18 protein-coding genes are annotated in these 15015 nt (G+C 66.3%); 7 read left to right on the top strand and 11 right to left on the bottom strand.

What is annotated here, in order from left to right; all coding sequences use genetic code 11:
* The gene (locus JOF56_RS32930; protein WP_209643344.1) at nt 1-444 is read left to right on the top strand and encodes an SUKH-3 domain-containing protein; all 444 of its coding nucleotides are present in this window, start codon (nt 1-3) and stop codon (nt 442-444) included.
* A gap of 68 nt (nt 445-512) precedes the next feature.
* The gene (locus JOF56_RS32935; protein WP_209643345.1) at nt 513-1499 is read left to right on the top strand and encodes a glutathione S-transferase family protein; all 987 of its coding nucleotides are present in this window, start codon (nt 513-515) and stop codon (nt 1497-1499) included.
* Here the strand turns inward: JOF56_RS32935 and JOF56_RS32940 are convergent.
* A complete protein-coding gene (locus JOF56_RS32940; RefSeq protein WP_209643346.1) occupies nt 1483-1965 on the bottom strand; it encodes a hypothetical protein in 483 nt (160 codons plus the stop codon). The two genes, JOF56_RS32935 and JOF56_RS32940, sit on opposite strands and share 17 nt — an antisense overlap.
* A gap of 88 nt (nt 1966-2053) precedes the next feature.
* Between JOF56_RS32940 and JOF56_RS32945 the strand changes: the two genes are divergently transcribed.
* Complete coding sequence (locus JOF56_RS32945; protein ID WP_209643347.1) at nt 2054-2689, top strand: TetR/AcrR family transcriptional regulator; 636 nt, start codon at nt 2054-2056, stop codon at nt 2687-2689.
* Nucleotides 2690-2699: 10 nt separating this feature from the next.
* Here JOF56_RS32945 and JOF56_RS32950 read toward each other — a convergent pair whose 3' ends face one another.
* Both JOF56_RS32950 and JOF56_RS32955 read right to left on the bottom strand, forming a co-directional pair.
* Nucleotides 2700-3053, bottom strand: a complete 354-nt coding sequence (locus JOF56_RS32950) for a phosphotransferase (RefSeq protein WP_209643348.1) — start codon at nt 3051-3053, stop codon at nt 2700-2702.
* A gap of 32 nt (nt 3054-3085) precedes the next feature.
* On the bottom strand, nt 3086-3400 hold the full coding sequence (locus tag JOF56_RS32955) for an aminoglycoside phosphotransferase/kinase family protein (RefSeq protein ID WP_209643349.1): 315 nt from the start codon (nt 3398-3400) through the stop codon (nt 3086-3088).
* Between the two features lie 59 nt (nt 3401-3459).
* Between JOF56_RS32955 and dprE2 the strand changes: the two genes are divergently transcribed.
* Nucleotides 3460-4188 carry a decaprenylphospho-beta-D-erythro-pentofuranosid-2-ulose 2-reductase gene (gene dprE2 / locus JOF56_RS32960; RefSeq protein ID WP_307855363.1) on the top strand — a complete coding sequence of 243 codons (729 nt, stop codon included), beginning with the start codon at nt 3460-3462 and terminating at the stop codon, nt 4186-4188.
* On the opposite strand, the gene JOF56_RS32965 is transcribed toward dprE2, so the two are convergent.
* The 6 genes from JOF56_RS32965 to JOF56_RS32990 all read right to left on the bottom strand — a co-directional run bounded on the left by JOF56_RS32965 (nt 4189) and on the right by JOF56_RS32990 (nt 9904).
* Nucleotides 4189-4740 (bottom strand): DUF305 domain-containing protein, encoded by a 552-nt coding sequence (locus JOF56_RS32965; protein WP_209643350.1) that lies wholly within the window; start codon nt 4738-4740, stop codon nt 4189-4191. It lies immediately after the preceding gene.
* A gap of 95 nt (nt 4741-4835) precedes the next feature.
* Nucleotides 4836-5930: an NAD(P)/FAD-dependent oxidoreductase gene (locus JOF56_RS32970; protein WP_209648629.1), complete on the bottom strand. Its 1095-nt coding sequence runs from the start codon at nt 5928-5930 to the stop codon at nt 4836-4838.
* 29 nt (nt 5931-5959) lie between these two features.
* Nucleotides 5960-7504 (bottom strand): aldehyde dehydrogenase family protein, encoded by a 1545-nt coding sequence (locus JOF56_RS32975; RefSeq protein ID WP_307855365.1) that lies wholly within the window; start codon nt 7502-7504, stop codon nt 5960-5962.
* Complete coding sequence (locus JOF56_RS32980; protein WP_209643351.1) at nt 7483-8952, bottom strand: flavin-containing monooxygenase; 1470 nt, start codon at nt 8950-8952, stop codon at nt 7483-7485. Before JOF56_RS32980 ends, JOF56_RS32975 begins: the two co-directional genes overlap by 22 nt.
* Nucleotides 8949-9740 (bottom strand): LmeA family phospholipid-binding protein, encoded by a 792-nt coding sequence (locus JOF56_RS32985; RefSeq protein ID WP_209643352.1) that lies wholly within the window; start codon nt 9738-9740, stop codon nt 8949-8951. Before JOF56_RS32985 ends, JOF56_RS32980 begins: the two co-directional genes overlap by 4 nt.
* Nucleotides 9737-9904: a hypothetical protein gene (locus JOF56_RS32990; RefSeq protein WP_209643353.1), complete on the bottom strand. Its 168-nt coding sequence runs from the start codon at nt 9902-9904 to the stop codon at nt 9737-9739. The genes JOF56_RS32985 and JOF56_RS32990 overlap by 4 nt, the downstream gene beginning before the upstream one ends.
* A gap of 76 nt (nt 9905-9980) precedes the next feature.
* Here JOF56_RS32990 and JOF56_RS32995 point away from each other — a divergent pair, with 76 nt between their 5' ends.
* Nucleotides 9981-10484, top strand: a complete 504-nt coding sequence (locus JOF56_RS32995) for a hypothetical protein (protein ID WP_209643354.1) — start codon at nt 9981-9983, stop codon at nt 10482-10484.
* A 444-nt stretch (nt 10485-10928) separates the two neighbouring features.
* Here the strand turns inward: JOF56_RS32995 and JOF56_RS60270 are convergent, their stop codons facing one another.
* Nucleotides 10929-11252 (bottom strand): antitoxin, encoded by a 324-nt coding sequence (locus JOF56_RS60270; RefSeq protein ID WP_307855366.1) that lies wholly within the window; start codon nt 11250-11252, stop codon nt 10929-10931.
* 204 nt (nt 11253-11456) lie between these two features.
* Between JOF56_RS60270 and JOF56_RS33005 the strand changes: the two genes are divergently transcribed.
* A complete protein-coding gene (locus tag JOF56_RS33005) occupies nt 11457-12536 on the top strand; it encodes a C40 family peptidase (RefSeq protein WP_209643355.1) in 1080 nt (359 codons plus the stop codon).
* Here JOF56_RS33005 and JOF56_RS33010 read toward each other — a convergent pair.
* Nucleotides 12533-13720 (bottom strand): ROK family transcriptional regulator, encoded by a 1188-nt coding sequence (locus JOF56_RS33010; protein ID WP_209643356.1) that lies wholly within the window; start codon nt 13718-13720, stop codon nt 12533-12535. The genes JOF56_RS33005 and JOF56_RS33010 overlap by 4 nt on opposite strands.
* Nucleotides 13721-13825: 105 nt before the next feature.
* Here JOF56_RS33010 and xylA point away from each other — a divergent pair, with 105 nt between their 5' ends.
* A complete protein-coding gene (xylA, locus tag JOF56_RS33015; RefSeq protein ID WP_209643357.1) occupies nt 13826-14995 on the top strand; it encodes a xylose isomerase in 1170 nt (389 codons plus the stop codon).
* Nucleotides 14996-15015: the final 20 nt, after the last annotated feature.

Raw genomic sequence — 15015 nt, forward strand, 5'->3', positions numbered from 1 at the left:
ATGCAACCGGAGTCCAGGCAGCGCTGGTCCGCGGAAACCGACAAGGTACTGCGGGACGCGGGCTGGCGCCCTGGGCGAAAGGTGTCCACTGTGGAGTGGGAACGGACACTCGCCGACCATGGCGGTTTTCGGATTCACCCCGCGGCCAGAGAGTTCCTCGCCGAGTTCGGTGGACTGGAGGTCGGCGCGCGAGGACCGGGCAGGACAATGGCCAAGCTGGCATTCCGGCTCGATCCCGTCGCCGCCGAATGGGATGACGAGATCTTCGAAGTCCTCAGCGACGAGGCCGGGACATATCTGTTTCCGATCGGTGAGGCCGACCGGCGCAACAGTTATCTCGGCATGGCCGCGGACGGAAAGGTGTACATCGGCATGGACACCGTGTCGCTGTTCGCGGCCGATGCCGAGGAGGCGTTGGAGAAGCTGGTCGAGGGAATCCAATGACCAACGCCGGCCTTCGTGGGGATTTCTTTCTCGTCGCGCGGGGTGACACAGCCATCTAGGCTTGTGGCATGGCTGGCGAGTTCAAGCGGGACCAGAACTACATCACGACGCGCATCACCGCGGACGGCCGGGACGGCTACCCGGTCGAGCCGGGCCGCTACCGGCTGGTGATCGCCCGGGCCTGTCCCTGGGCGAACCGGGCGGCGATCGTGCGCAGGCTGCTCGGCCTGGAGGATGTCCTCTCGATGGGGATCGCGGGGCCGGTGCACGATGAGCGGAGCTGGTCGTTCGACCTCGACCCGGGCGGCAAGGATCCGGTGCTGGGGATCGAGCGGCTGCAGGAGGCGTTCTTCAAGCGGGATCCCGAGTATCCGCGGGGCATCACGGTTCCGGCCATTGTGGACATTCCGACCGGTCGGGTGGTGACGAACGACTTCGCTCAGATCACCCTCGACCTCGAAACCGAGTGGACCGCTCATCACCGGGAAGGTGCGCCCGACCTCTGTCCGGAGCGTCTTCGCGACGAGATCGACGAGGTCGCGGTCAAGGTTTTCGGCGTTAACAACGGGGTCTACAAGTGCGGGTTCGCCAGTACGCAAGAGGCCTACGAGCAGGCGTACCGCGAACTGTGGGAGCGCCTGGACTGGTTCGAAGACCGGCTGAAGTCGCAGCGTTACCTGGTGGGGGACACCATCACTGAGGCCGATGTGCGGCTGTTTCCCTCGTTGGCGCGGTTCGATGCGGTCTATCACGGGCATTTCAAGTGCAATCGGCAGAAATTGATTGAAATGCCGGCTTTGTGGGCGTACACCCGCGATCTGTTCCAGACGCCCGGGTTCGGTGACACGATCGACTTCGGGCAGATCAAGGAGCACTACTATGTGGTGCACCGCGTGGTGAACCCCTCCGGCATTGTGCCGCTGGGCCCTGATGTCAGCGGATGGCTTACTCCACATGGGAGGGAGCAGTTGGGCGGGCGGCCCTTCGGCGACGGCACACCTCCCGGCCCGCCGCCGCCTGCAGAGCGCGTACCTGATATCACGTCGCGAGGATGATGCAGACAAGCACCGAACCCGCTGTCGCCAAGGCAAAACGCGCCGCGATCACGTAGCGAGTCCACAATGGAAACTCGCTTCCCGCAGCGCGGACCAGTGCTGCGGCGTCAACCTCGCGCGGTAACGCGGCCCTGACATAGCGCGTGGTGAACACCTCGCCGGGCATGATCACGCAGCCGAGAACGAACATGATCGGCTGAACGACCCACGACGCTGTCTCGTGCCCGGTCAAGGTGAACACCCCGATCACGGCGAAACACGCGGCGATCCCGAACGCGATGACCAAGCTCGCGCGGCTCGCCCCGAAGTCGATTTTGTGCTGCTTCAGCACGCCCACGCAATGGCCCTGCCGCTGGATCTCCGCCTCGGCAGCCCGCTGTGCGCCCGGCCCGAACCGGCTCCCGACCAGCGGAATCACCACAAAAGTAGCGGCAACCAGGAACTGGACAGTCGCAGCCAGCGTCATTGTCGTAACCCCCATCGCTCCGGACTTGCACACTGTTCAAGTCTGGAGAGTAGAACGAACTTGAACAGTGTGCAAGTACAATCGCGGGGTGCCTCGTGAGACGCTGACCAAGGACCAGATCGTCCAGGCCGCCATCGAGCTGCTGGACGCCGAAGGCCTCGACGGCCTGAGCATGCGCCAGCTCGGCAACCGCCTGAACTCGGCCGCGACCGCCGTCTACTGGCACGTGAAGAACAAGGACAACCTGGTGGTCCTGGCCGCCGACGCGGTCTGGTCCGAGGTCTCGCTGGCGGAGCTGAACGACTGGCGGACAGCGGCCACGACCATGGCCCACGACCTCTACGCAATGATCTTGCGCCACCCCTGGCTCGTCCCCGCCATGAGCACCCACATCCTTTACGGCCCAGGCAAAGCCCGCCACGACGACCACCTGCTCGCCGTCTTCGAAACCGCAGGCTTCACCGGCCGCGCGGTCACCGAGGCCGTCAACGTCGTCTTCACCTTCGTCCTCGGCACAGCCCTCGGCGCCTCAGCCGAGATCGCCTCCCGCCGCCGCACCCCCACCCTCGACGACACACTCATCGCCGAGATAACCCAGATCGCCGCCCAGTTCCCCCGCCTCAACGCCCACAGCCAGGGCTGGGACAGCCAGGACCCCCGCGACGCCCTCGACTCCGGCCTCACCACAATCCTCGACGGCCTGCAAACCCGGCTCGACCAATGACAAGCAATTCCTACGCCGACAGGCGAGTCAGCCACTGGCGTGCGTCCGCCAAGCCCTTTTCGTTGTCGGCACTGCTTGTGATTCCGGTCAGGTCGCCGGCGATCAGCCGTCGCGCGAAGTAGTCGGCCTGCACTGCCCACCGGAACCGCAGCATGGTCGGCAATCCGTGCTCTACCTCGGTCTCGGTGACGGTCTGGCTCTCCAGGTAGGTCTCGATCAAGCCATCCGTATCGCCGACGTACATCACAGCTGATGCCAGGTCGTACAGGAGTGGACCACTGATGGCTGAACTCCAGTCGATCAACCCGCATATGCCGGTCGCGTGGTCCAGGCGGAACGCCCCCGGAGCCGGATCGATGTGCAACAGGCCCCAGGAGAAAAAGGAAGGCTCAATCGCTACAGTTCCTCCCCTTCGACCCAGCTCAACAATGCGAGCGGAATCCCCTCGACGTCAACGACGATGTCGCCCTGCCGGGCCGGTGCGGGTAGGCCCGCCGGTATCCCCGCAGCCTCAACGTGACCGGCGAGGGTCAGGCCACCCACGAAGGAACGACGCGCCCCCGGCACAACGGCCTTGGCAACCCAACGCTCGCCGCCTGCGGTGACGAGCCACGTGGCCGAGTTCATGCCACCGTTGTTCACTTCCACCGACGCGTCGACGATGCCCCAATGGCCCGCCAGACACGATCGCAGTTGTGCTTTGTCAATCATCCAGTGAAGTCAAACAGACCCATATCACGGACACGGTGGGGCGACCCTAGACTTCCGGCGTGACGGTTCTGATTCTGGGTGGGCGTAGTGAGATCGGCCTGGCTGTGGGGACGCGGCTGGCCCAAGGTACGGTTGTGCTGGCGGCAAGGCGTTCGTCGACATTGGACGATGAAGCCAAGACGCTGCTGGACGCGGGCGCCCAGAAGGTCGAGCGGGTCGAGTTCGACGCTGACGACATCGGCAGTCACCAGAAGGTTCTCGAGGATGTGTTCGCCAGGTTCGGGCCTGTTGACACCGTTGTCACGGCGTTTGGGATTCTGGGGGATCAGGGGCGGGCCGAGCGGGATGCCGCGCACGCGGTTGAGATTGTCCACACCGATTATGTCGCGCATGTGAGTGTTTTGACGCATGTGGCGAATCTGTTGCGGAGGCAGGGGAGCGGATCGGTTGTGGTGTTCTCGTCCGTCGCGGGCTTCCGGGTGCGGCGCGCCAATTATGTTTATGGGTCCGCCAAGGCTGGGCTGGATGGGTTCGCCAGTGGGCTGGCGGATGCCTTGCACGGCAGTGGCGTGCATCTTTTGCTTGTGCGGCCTGGGTTTGTGATCGGGCGGATGACCGCAGGCATGTCGCCCGCGCCTTTTTCCAGTACTCCGAACCAGGTCGCCGATGCCACGGTCAAGGGGTTGCGGCATCGGCGATCTGTGGTCTGGGTGCCGGGTGTGCTGCGGCCGGTGTTCGCGGTCATGCGGGTGTTGCCGCGAGCTGTCTGGCGCAGGATGCCCCGGTAGTTACGGCTTGGACTTCTTCACCTCGGCGATCTGCTTTTCCTGGTTCTTGATGATCTTGCCGGCCAGCGCCTTGGTGTCGGCGTGCATGCCGTTCTTTATCACGTCCTGGGACATCGTCACACCGTTCTCCAGGTGCTTGACGATCAGGGCGAGCCACTTCGTGTCGAAGTCCGCGCCGGTGGCGGAGTCCAGCGCCTTGATGTCGGCCTGGTTGACCATGCCGGGCATGTCGTGACCGCCCATCGAGGCGTCCATCGGCTGCGGGCTGTTCCACGCGGTCAGCCAGGCGCGCATCTGCTTGATGTCCCTGTCCTCCCCGGCCAGCAGCGAGGCCGCGGTCTCCCGGACCTGATCGGTGCCACCCTTGTTGGTGGCCATGTCCACGATCATGATCGTCTGCTGGTGGTGCGGGATCATCTCCAGCGAGAACTTGACGTCGGCGTCGTTGTGATCCACGCCCTTCTGTGCGGCGGGGGCCGCCGCGTTGCCGGACGAACATCCGGTCAGTGCCAGTGCGATGAGTGTCACCACAGCCATCAAACGTGTGCGCATCTCGTCTCCATTTCCTCCACCCCGAGATACGGACGTGGCCGCCGGGCGGTTCAACACGATGCCCGATTTGTCGTGAAACCGTGTTCCGGTGCAGGTCAGACGATGTTGTGTTCCGGCCGGACAGTGCCAGCGAACCGGCGTACGTCCAGTGCGGACACATCGACCACCGGTGTGTGCCCGAGTACGAGGTCCCGCAGCACTTCGCCGATCGCCGGTCCCTGCAGGAATCCGTGGCCGGAGAACCCGCCCGCGTACAGAAACCGGCTGACGTGAGGGGATTCGCCGACGATCGCGTTGTGGTCCGGGGAGATTTCGTACAAACCCGCCCAGCCGTGCGCGAGTCCGACATCACCGAGTGCGGGCGCCCGGCGGGCCACCGCGATCCCCAGTCGTTCCAGCCATTCGTCGGACACCCGAAGGTCGAAACCGTACTCCTGGTCCGGATCGGACATTCCGATCAGCAGCCCGGCACCTTCCGGGTGGAAGTAGAAAGTACTGCCGAAGTCGATGGTCATCGGCAACCCGGGCGGCACGCCGAACGGCTCCGTCACGCGGATCTGCCTGCGCAACGGCTTCACTGGCAACGAAACCCCGGCCATTTCGCCCACCGACGCCGACCACGCCCCGGCGGTGCACACCACGACGGAGGCCGGAATGAAGTCCTGTTCGGTAGAAATACCAACGATCCGGCCATCGGTGACTGTGATTCCCGTGACGGCACAGTGCTGGCGGATCGTCGCACCCAGCCGTCTTGCAGCGGCTGCATATCCCTGGACCACGGCCTCAGGCGTGCAATGTCCATCACGTGGTGAATAGGCAGCGGCGATCAAACCTTCGCCGGACACCAGAGGAGAAAGCGCGCACGCCTCCGAGACTGAGATCATCCGGCTCGGCACGCCCATCGAGTTCTGCAGGGACACACTCCGCGTGAAAGCCTCGACGTCCGCGGGATTGTCCAAAAGGAACAGATAGCCGTGCTGGCGCAGGTCGATCTCCGCGCCCGGCCGCGTGCCGAACCGTTCGAACGCCTCCAGGCTGCGCAGCCCCAGCGAGATGTTCACCGGATCGGAAAACTGTGCCCGCACGCCGCCGGCCGCCCGGCTGGTGCTGCCGGACGCGAGGGTGTCCCGCTCCAGCAGCACCACGCCGACGCCGGCCTCGGCGAGATGGAACGCGGTGCTCACGCCCATCACGCCGCCGCCGATGACGACGACGTCGGTCACAGGCGGAACTCGAGGTCGGGGCTCACGGTCGCGACGTCCATCTGGGCCTTCTGCAGCTTGCCGGAGAAGTCCCAGTTCATCGACTGCCAGCGGGTGAACTGGTCGAGCACCCAGATGCCGGACTGACGGCTTCCGTTGCCGGACTTGCCGTTTCCGCCGAACGGCAGGTGCGCCTCGGCCCCGGAGGTGGAGTTGTTCACGCTGACCATGCCCGCGCCGATGCCCTGCCGAAAGCGGAAAGCAGTCGCCGGGTCGGTCGTGTAGACCGAAGAGGACAGTCCGTACCCGGGCTTGTTGGCCAGAGAAATAGCCTCGTCGAGCGTGCGATACGTGGTGACGCCGACCAGCGGGCCGAACGTCTCCTCCAGGAAGACCCGGTCATCCGGACGTACCCCGTCCAAGATCACCGGATGGTAGAACAGCCCGGACGCGGGGTCACCGGCGAAGCCGGAACGCGGGTTGCCCGCGGTGATCCGGCCGGTCCCGGTCGAGCCGAGCACCCTGTGGTGCGAGCCGATCCAACCGAGGAAAGACTCGTAGGACTCGGCGAACTTCGCGTCCAGCAACGGTCCGAAAAGGACATCGTCCTGGTCCGGCGTGCCCACGCGCGCCGCCTGGACAGCCGCGTCGAACCGGGAGACGAACTCGTCGTGGACGTCCTCGTGCACGATGACCGTGCCCAGCGAGGTGCAGCGCTGCCCGGCCGTGCCGAACCCGGAGAACAGGGCGCCTTCCACAGCCAGGTCCAGCTCGGCGTCCGCCGTCACGACCATGGGGTTCTTGCCGCCGAGCTCCAGGCACGGCGACTGCAGGTGCCGCCCGCACAGCTCGCCGATCTTGGCGCCGACCGCGCTGGATCCGGTGAACCCGACCTTGTCGACCAGCCCTGCCTCCAGCGACTGCGACAGCCCGTCGAAAGTCGCCTGACCGTCGGCGAAGACCAGGTTGAGCACGCCTTCGGGCAACCCGGCGCGCCAGATCAGCTCGGCGAACGCCCTGGCACTGGCGGCGGCGTACTCGGCCGGTTTCCAGACCACGGCGTTTCCGCAGAGCAACGCTGGGACGAGGTACCAGGACGGCACGGCGACCGGGAAGTTACCCGCAGTGATGATGGTGGCCACGCCGACCGGCACGCGGAAGGTGAACAGCTGCTTGTCAGGCATCTCGGACGGCACGGTCTGGCCGTAGAGCCGCCGGCCTTCGCCGAGGAAGAAGTCGCACGTGTCGACGATCTCCTGCACCTCGCCGCGGGCCTCCGCGATCGGCTTGCCGATCTCGCGCGTGACCAGCTGGGCCAGGGTTTCGGCGTTGGCCGCGACCAACCGGCCGAGCGCGGCCACGAACTGGCCACGCACGGGCGCCGGGACGGCGGCCCACTCACGCTGGGCACGCCGGCCGGATTCGGCGGCGGCCTTCATCGCGTCCGGGCCGGCCAGCCGGACGGTCGCCACGACGTCGTCGAGATTCGCCGGGTTGAGGGACTTGTAGTCGGAACCCGCTGACCAGGTTTTGCCTTCGATCAAGGTTTCAAGCGTCTGCACGCGTCCACGATGTCATAGGCGGCCAGGTCCGCAGTCCTTGTGCGCCGGTCGTACTCGGACACCAGCCCCGGCCAGTTCGTCACGACCCGGCCGGACTCCGTGCGATACCAGCTTGCGCAGGTGGCCCACACCGTTCCGGCAAGCCGGCGCTGCATTTCGGCGTCAAAACGGTCAGCGACTTCGGTCCGCACATTCAACGCGGTGCCGCTCCGCAGTTGGCGGACGAGCTTCGTGATGTACCGGGCCTGACGCTCGAGCATGTAGATGATCGAACCGGCGCCGAGGTTCGTGTTCGGCCCGTACATCAGGAACAGGTTCGGGAAGCCGGGAACGGCCATCCCGAGGTACGCCCGCGCCCCGCCGGCCCACGCGTCGGTGTGCAGATCCTTGCCGTCCAGGCCACGCACAGTCATGGGAGCGAGGAAGTCCGCAGTCGCGAAGCCGGTTCCGTAGATGATCGTGTCGACCTTGTGCTCGACGCCGTCGGCCGTCCGCACGCCGTCGGGCGTGATCCCGGTGATCTCGGCCGTCTCGACGCGCACGTTCGGCTGAGCCAGCGCCGGGTAGTAGTCGTTGGCGAACAGGATCCGTTTGCACCCGGCCGGATAGTCCGGCGTGAGGGTCTTGCGCAGCTCGCGGTCGCGGACCTGCAGACGCAGAAAGCCCAGTGATATCCATTGGACGAGATGCGCGATCGAGTGATTGCCGATCAGGCCTTTGGTGATCGTCTCGCACAGCGCCCAGACCGAGACCCGCCCGGCCGACTGGGTCAGCGGAAACCGCCGGAACAGTTTGTGGTGCCAGCGGCTGTACTGCCGGTCGGGTTTCGGCAGGAGATAGGGCGCGGTGCGCTGAAAGATCGTCAGACGGCCCACAACGGGCTGGATCTGCGGCACGAACTGAATGGCGCTGGCACCCGTGCCGATGACCGCGACTCGTTCGCCGGTCAGGTCGTGGTCCTGATCCCAGTGGGCCGAATGGAAACTGCGGCCGCGGAAGTCCGCCATGCCAGGAATGTCCGGCATCGACGGCCGGGACAGCTGGCCCACGGCCGAGACCAGCACGTCGAACTCCAGCGTCTTACCAGCGGCGGTCGAGACGCGCCACCGGTTGGCCGCCGCGTCGAATTCGGCGGCGGTCACCTCGGTGCCGAACCGGATATGGGCGTCGATGCCGTACTTTCTGGCCGTGTTCTTCATATAGTCGTGGATGTCCGACCGCAGCGAGAACCGTTTGGGCCAGGTGGTGTGCGGTTCATAGGAGAAGCTGTAGAGCGGCGAGGGGATGTCGCACCCGGCGCCCGGATACGTGTTCTCCCGCCACACCCCACCGAGTTCATCCGCCTTGTCCAACAGGGTGATGTCGCGCAGACCGGCGCGTTTGAGTTCGATGGCGATACCCAGCCCGGCGAACCCCGTTCCGACGATCCCGATCGACGGCGTTGTCATTCGCCGACGTTATCCCGTCCAGGGAATCGGGGGAGGGTCAATGTGGTCGCCGCGGTGGCCAGCCAGCCCAGCAGGTCGGTGAGCGGGATCTTCTCGTGCCACCGTTCGGCCTCGCCGCGCAGCACGAGTTCGCCTTCGCGCAGTTCGACCTCGGTCAGCCGCAGGCCACGCGGCAGATCCGGGATCTCGACCAGGGTCGGCTTGAACCGTTCCACGGCCTTCCACCGCGTCCCGGCGACCTGCAGCACCCGGGGCGCCAGCAGGACGCCGTCGGCCACGACGATCGGCTCGACCTCGAGATGACCCCAGTTGCGCCGAGTCGCCCACCGGACCCGCATCACGGCGTCGTCACCGATGTCGACGATCAGATTCGGTTGCAGCTCCAGGACTTTGGCGCGCACGACCTCGGCGGCCACGGTGATCTCCACCTCGACCGAACCGGCGACGGCGCTGGGCGTCGGTAACGACTGGAACTGCACCTGGCTGCAGGTCACCGCCAGCCGGCGGACCGGCGTGCCCGGCCAGGCGACATCCTCGGCGGCGACGTGGATTCTGGGCACCTGACCCAATGCGAGCCCGACGGTGTCCAGCTTGGTGTCCAGTTCGACCGGCGTCAGGGTGACGTCCTCGTCACCGGCCCGCATTGTCAGCTGACGGCCCATCACCCGGTCGCCGGCCGCCCGCACCGCGGCCTCCAGGACGGCGGCCGGGCTGCCCGACATCGCCGCGGGCAACAGTGCCTTCCCGGCGGCGAGCAGGCCTTCCAGCTCGCGCCACGGCCACGTCACTCGGCCGGATCCTCGGCTGGTTTGTCCCGCTCGCGCGGGCGCACCGCGATCACGCCGGATTCGAGGTCGAGCGGTCCGTGCTCGAACCGCTCACCGGTGCCTTCGTCCTCCGCGGACTCCTTGCGGAGTTTGCCGGGGCCGAAGAGTTCACCGAACTGTCCCATCCCTCTACGGTAGCCGGGCGAGGCCCCTGGTCGCACCTGGTGATTGCGGCCCGGGCGGGCGGGGTACCCGGATCCGATGGAGGATGACAGGGAGTTACTCGACCGCGCCAGGGCTGGTGCGCGGGAACTGGTGCACGTGGCCAGGGACGGTGACACCGACGGCGTGTTCCAGGCTCTGCGCCGGCTCACCGAACGTCAGGGAATTGTCGGTTCGGACACCCGGCTGATTGTCGGGCAACTGGTCTCCGCGTCCGCCGAGATGATGCTGCAGCGGGTCGGCACGGCACCCGATGAGGTGACCTATGCGGTGGATCTGCGCGACGACGAGCAATTCAACGTCCCTATCGACGAACTGGAACCGCCGCTGCGCGCCACGGTCCGCGCATTGCTGGCCGAGTTGAACGGCCTGCCCGACGAGGCGGATTTCCAGCTCGATCTGGCCTTGCGGGAGCAAAACGTGCCGACGACCCTGGATGTGGTCGTGCACTCCCTGCTGTGGACGATAGGGTTGCTGGAGTGGTGTGAGGCCGAGCAGAAACCGGCCCCCGAATGGCTGTCGTCCGGCCGGCTCTGCAATTGAACGTTTCCATCTCATGCATAATCCGCGGATGAGAAGCCAACGCCGGTGATCCGTTCAGTGAATTGTCTTGCCAATTCACGCACCCGGCTGCATCATGATCAACGTGGACGCTGCCAAGGGTTTCCGGCGCCCCCATTCGGTCCGCCGGTGCCCGGTGTGCCGATACCGCCCGGACGACCCGTACGAGCACGAGGACATGCAGGCCGACCTCACGGTTGTGTGGTGGATAATCGCACACGGCCGCATTCGCCGGGCGCGTTACTGCTATCAGTGCGCTCCCAAAACCGTCTTCGCCTCTATCGACTGCGTACATTGCGGTGACGGGCCGCTTGTCGTACTGAAGTCACCCACTCAACCGGCCGGGGCATATGCCTTGGTCCGAATCGGGCTGACCTCATCCGGCTGGATCTGCACCCCGGCCGGTGAGTGGGTCTGCGCTCACTGTCAGACCGGTCGCTGACCCGGGTTGCCGCGGACCTTGCGGACGGCGCCTTCAATCTTGGAGTGGTACTTGCCGTGCGTCTTCTTGTCGACGAATCGGCCGGCGTTCTCGGCCAGCCGGGCTACCTTCTCCGGGTTTTTGCGGGCATACCTGCGGGCGGCCTCGGTCGCACCGGCCAGCACTGCGAGCTTGCGGAACAGTCGTGCCATGACAAGCCTTTCGCGAGCGGATTCCTGCCTTGTCAACGTCGGGGGTACCCCGATGAGTTCCGCCCGAATCCCGGAGTTGATCATTTCGGGGCGCGGCAATTCCGTGCGTTCAGTCATGCACGCATTCGCATGCCAGCATCCGTGGGGTTGCTCCGGATGGCGTAATACCTGGTGAACTAGAGGTTCGCATGGGTGGAACACCCGTCGACTTCACACCGCACTGAGCCCGCATCTGACAGGCTCTTGGATCGTTAGACGGGTGCGCGCGGGCGGCAAGATCGGTAACAATGTCGGCGGCAGGCTGAGGCAAGGGGGATTGGCGTGGGTGTGCTGGTGCGTTCGGGTGGCTGGCGTGGTGCCCTGATGCGCAAGATGGTCTTTGCGGCTTTGGGTGCGTTGATCGCCGGCCTGCTCAGTGCTGGTCCCACGGCCGCCGAGGAAGGCCAGCCGGGTCAGACCGACCAGCCGACCACGGTCGCGGGCTTGATGGGCCGTTACAAGGACCTGAGCAACCAGGCCGAGCGCGTCAACGAGGACCTGCTGCGCATCCAGGAGGAGCTCGAGGTCAAGCGCAACGAGTCGAAGCAGGCTGTGGAGCGCGCCGGAGCGGCACGCAAACAGGCCGACGACTCCCGCAGCCGGGTCACGCAGGCCCAGCAGGACAAGTCGAGGGTCGACGCGCTGATGTCCAGCGGCGGCGACCTCAACGCCCTCAACGCGTTCCTCACCAGCAACAGCCAAGCCGACATCGTCACGAGGATGCAGGCCGCGAGCATGGCCTCGCAGCTGAGCGGAACCGCCGCCCAGCAGGGCCGGATCGCCATCGTGGAAGCCGAGCGGGCCGTGAAGGACGCCGCCGCGGCCCAGACCGAGGCCCGCAAGACCGAGGCTGCCATCGAACTCGCAGCCGCTCAGGTGCAGCGCCGACGCGACGAGCTGGCAAAGCAGATCGCCCTCGTCCAGGGCGCGCTCGAGCGTCTCACCCCGCAGCAGAAGGCGTTGCTGCAGGACAACGGCGGCAGCGCGGTCGGCGTGAAGATCCCCGATGGTGACGTGGGCGCGGTGCTGCGGTACGCCCTTGCTCAGATCGGCCGCCCGTACGTGTGGGGCGCGATCGGACCGATTTCGTTCGACTGCTCCGGCCTCATGCAGACCGCATACAAGACCGTCGGTTACAACCTGCCGCGCGTCTCGATCCAGCAGGCGACCGTCGGCCAGTCGATCGCCCGCGCCGACATCCGCGCCGGCGACATGATCTTCTACTACAGCCCGGTCCACCACGTCGCCATGGCGATCGACTCGAACCGGGCCGTGCACGCCCCCAGCGCGGGCCAGAACGTCAAGATCGCCCAGATCGACGCCATCGGCCCGATCACGGTGATCCGCCGGGTGATGAACTAACCCGGAACCGTGGCGGTGATGAACGGGTCCGGGTCGGCCACAATGGCCCGGACCGCTGAGGAGGCCGCCCCGCGAACGGCGGCCTCGGTGCCCAGAGTGGACGGCAGGATCCGCATCTGCGACCACGCGGCACTGACCACACGCAACTCCAGTTCCTCCTGAAGCAGGTCGTGCAGCCACGGCTCGATCCGGGCGTAGGTGCCGCCGAGCACGATCGTCGGCAGGTCCAGCAGGTTGACCACATTGGACAGAGCGGTGCCCAGCCAGCGGGCGACCGACCGCACAGCGGTCAACGCCTTGCGATCGTTGGCCTGCAAGCGTTCTGTCAGTGTGTCGATGTCCGGTGCGTCGGCCTGGCGCAGGATCGTGTCCTGGCCGGCCATGGTCTCCAGGCAGCCGCGGGCACCGCAGGAGCACTGTGGTCCCTTGGAATCGACGGGCAGGTGCCCGATCTCCCCGCCGAAACCGCGGACTCCCTCGAACAGCGCGCCGTTCATGACGATCCCGGCGCCGATGCCGATTTCGCCGGACACGTGGACGAAGTCGCGTAGTTCCTCGTGGCCGCCGCTCCACATCTCGCTCAGTGCGGCGAAGTTGGCCTCGTTGCCGACCAGGATCGGCATGTCGGCGAGATCGGTCCGCTCCCGCAACTCGGCCTGGATGTCCACGTTGCGCCAGCCGAGGTTCGGCGCGGTCCGCAGGAATCCGGTGGACGACTCGACCAGGCCAGGGACAGCGACTCCGACGCCGCCCACGCGCACCGGCAGTTCGGCCACGGCCGTACGGATCGCGCGGGCGACCTTCACCAAGACTCGGTTCGGCGGCTGGGAGCGGTTGTCGACCGGGCGGATTCGCTGGCGGCTGACCGAGCCGGTCAAGTCGACCAGGCAGGTCGCGATGTAGTCGACGCCGATCTCGACGCCGAGCCCATGCGGACCGGCGGGGGAGAGCGACAGTGCGGTTCCGCGGCGGCCGGGGCCGTCTCGGCGCGCGGGTTCGCCGTCCACAACGAGCTCGGCGGCGATGGCCCGGTCGACAAGACTGGACACGGTCGCCTTGGTCAGCCCGGTGCGGGCGGCCACGCCGGCGCGGGAAATCCCAGGTGAATCCGCGATCGCGGCCAGCACGAGGGCGGAGTTGTGCCGGCGGACCGTGTGCTGACCGGCTGGCCGTGGCTGCGTCACAGCGTCATGCTAATTCGTGCGGCGCCTGAACGAACGGTTGCCTCGCCAGCGCGTCGCGGATAAGTTTAGGCATCGAACTATTTACTGTCGATATCAGGAGTCACCGTGGCGGATCTGCCTACACGTGAGGACAAGTTCAGTTTCGGTCTCTGGACCGTCGGCTGGCAGGCGGTCGACCCGTTCGGCACAGCCACCCGCGCCCCGCTGGACCCGGTCGAAGCGGTGACCAAGCTGGCCGAGCTGGGCGCCTACGGGATCACCTTCCATGACGACGATTTGGTTCCGTTCGGCTCCGACGACACCGCGCGGGACCGGCAGATCAGTCGTTTCAAGCAGGCGCTGGCCGACACCGGCCTCGTGGTCCCGATGGCGACCACGAACCTGTTCACCCACCCGGTGTTCCGTGACGGCGGTCTGACAAGCAACGACCGCGCGGTCCGTCGCTACGCAATCCGCAAGGTCATGCGCAACATGGACCTGGCCGCGGAACTCGGCGCGCAGACATATGTGTTGTGGGGAGGTCGCGAAGGCTCGGAGACCGACGCCGCGAAGGACGTCGCAGCCGCGCTCGACCGCTACCGCGAAGGCATCGACACACTCGCGCAGTACGTGATCGACCAGGGCTACGGCCTTCGTCTGGCGTTGGAGCCGAAGCCGAACGAGCCCCGCGGAGACATCTTCCTGCCCACGATCGGGCACGCGATCGCCTTCATCTCGACGCTTGAGCACCACGAGATGGTCGGCCTTAACCCGGAAGTCGGGCACGAGCAGATGGCCGGCCTGAACTTCGTGCACGGAATCGGCCAGGCCCTCTGGCAGGGCAAGCTGTTCCACATAGATCTCAACGGTCAGCACGGCCCCCGCTACGACCAGGACCTGATCTTCGGTCACGGAGACCTGATCTCGGCATTCTTCCTGGTGGACCTGCTGGAGAACGGCGGCTACGAAGGCCCCAGGCACTTCGACTACAAGCCGTTGCGAACCGAAGACAGCGAAGGCGTCTGGGCCAGCGCGGCCGCGAACATGAGCACATACCTGCTGCTCCGCGACCGCGTACGTGCCTACCGGGCAGACCCAGAGGTGCAGGAGGCGCTGGTGCAGTCTCGGGTACCGGAGCTGGCGGTCCCGACCTTGTCGCCGGGCGAATCGGTGGCGGACCTGCGCGCGGACCGCTCAGCCTTCGAGGACTTCGACCCGGACAAGGCCGCGGAACGCGGTTACGGCTTCGCCCGGCTGTCCCAGCTCGCGGTCGAGCACGTGCTGGGCGCCAGGTAGAAATCGTGCGGGCAGAGCGA

It is taken from the genome of Kibdelosporangium banguiense (assembly GCF_017876405.1).
GTDB lineage: Bacteria > Actinomycetota > Actinomycetes > Mycobacteriales > Pseudonocardiaceae > Kibdelosporangium > Kibdelosporangium banguiense.

Coding starts and splice junctions, on each gene's coding strand:
- JOF56_RS32930 (WP_209643344.1), top strand. CDS start 1: ATGCAACCGGAGTCCAGGCAGCGCTGGTCCGCGGAAACCGACAAGGTA.
- JOF56_RS32935 (WP_209643345.1), top strand. CDS start 513: ATGGCTGGCGAGTTCAAGCGGGACCAGAACTACATCACGACGCGCATC.
- JOF56_RS32940 (WP_209643346.1), bottom strand. CDS start 1,965: ATGACGCTGGCTGCGACTGTCCAGTTCCTGGTTGCCGCTACTTTTGTG.
- JOF56_RS32955 (WP_209643349.1), bottom strand. CDS start 3,400: ATGATTGACAAAGCACAACTGCGATCGTGTCTGGCGGGCCATTGGGGC.
- JOF56_RS32965 (WP_209643350.1), bottom strand. CDS start 4,740: ATGCGCACACGTTTGATGGCTGTGGTGACACTCATCGCACTGGCACTG.
- JOF56_RS32970 (WP_209648629.1), bottom strand. CDS start 5,930: ATGGGCGTGAGCACCGCGTTCCATCTCGCCGAGGCCGGCGTCGGCGTG.
- JOF56_RS32980 (WP_209643351.1), bottom strand. CDS start 8,952: ATGACAACGCCGTCGATCGGGATCGTCGGAACGGGGTTCGCCGGGCTG.
- JOF56_RS32990 (WP_209643353.1), bottom strand. CDS start 9,904: ATGGGACAGTTCGGTGAACTCTTCGGCCCCGGCAAACTCCGCAAGGAG.
- JOF56_RS32995 (WP_209643354.1), top strand. CDS start 9,981: ATGGAGGATGACAGGGAGTTACTCGACCGCGCCAGGGCTGGTGCGCGG.
- JOF56_RS60270 (WP_307855366.1), bottom strand. CDS start 11,252: ATGACTGAACGCACGGAATTGCCGCGCCCCGAAATGATCAACTCCGGG.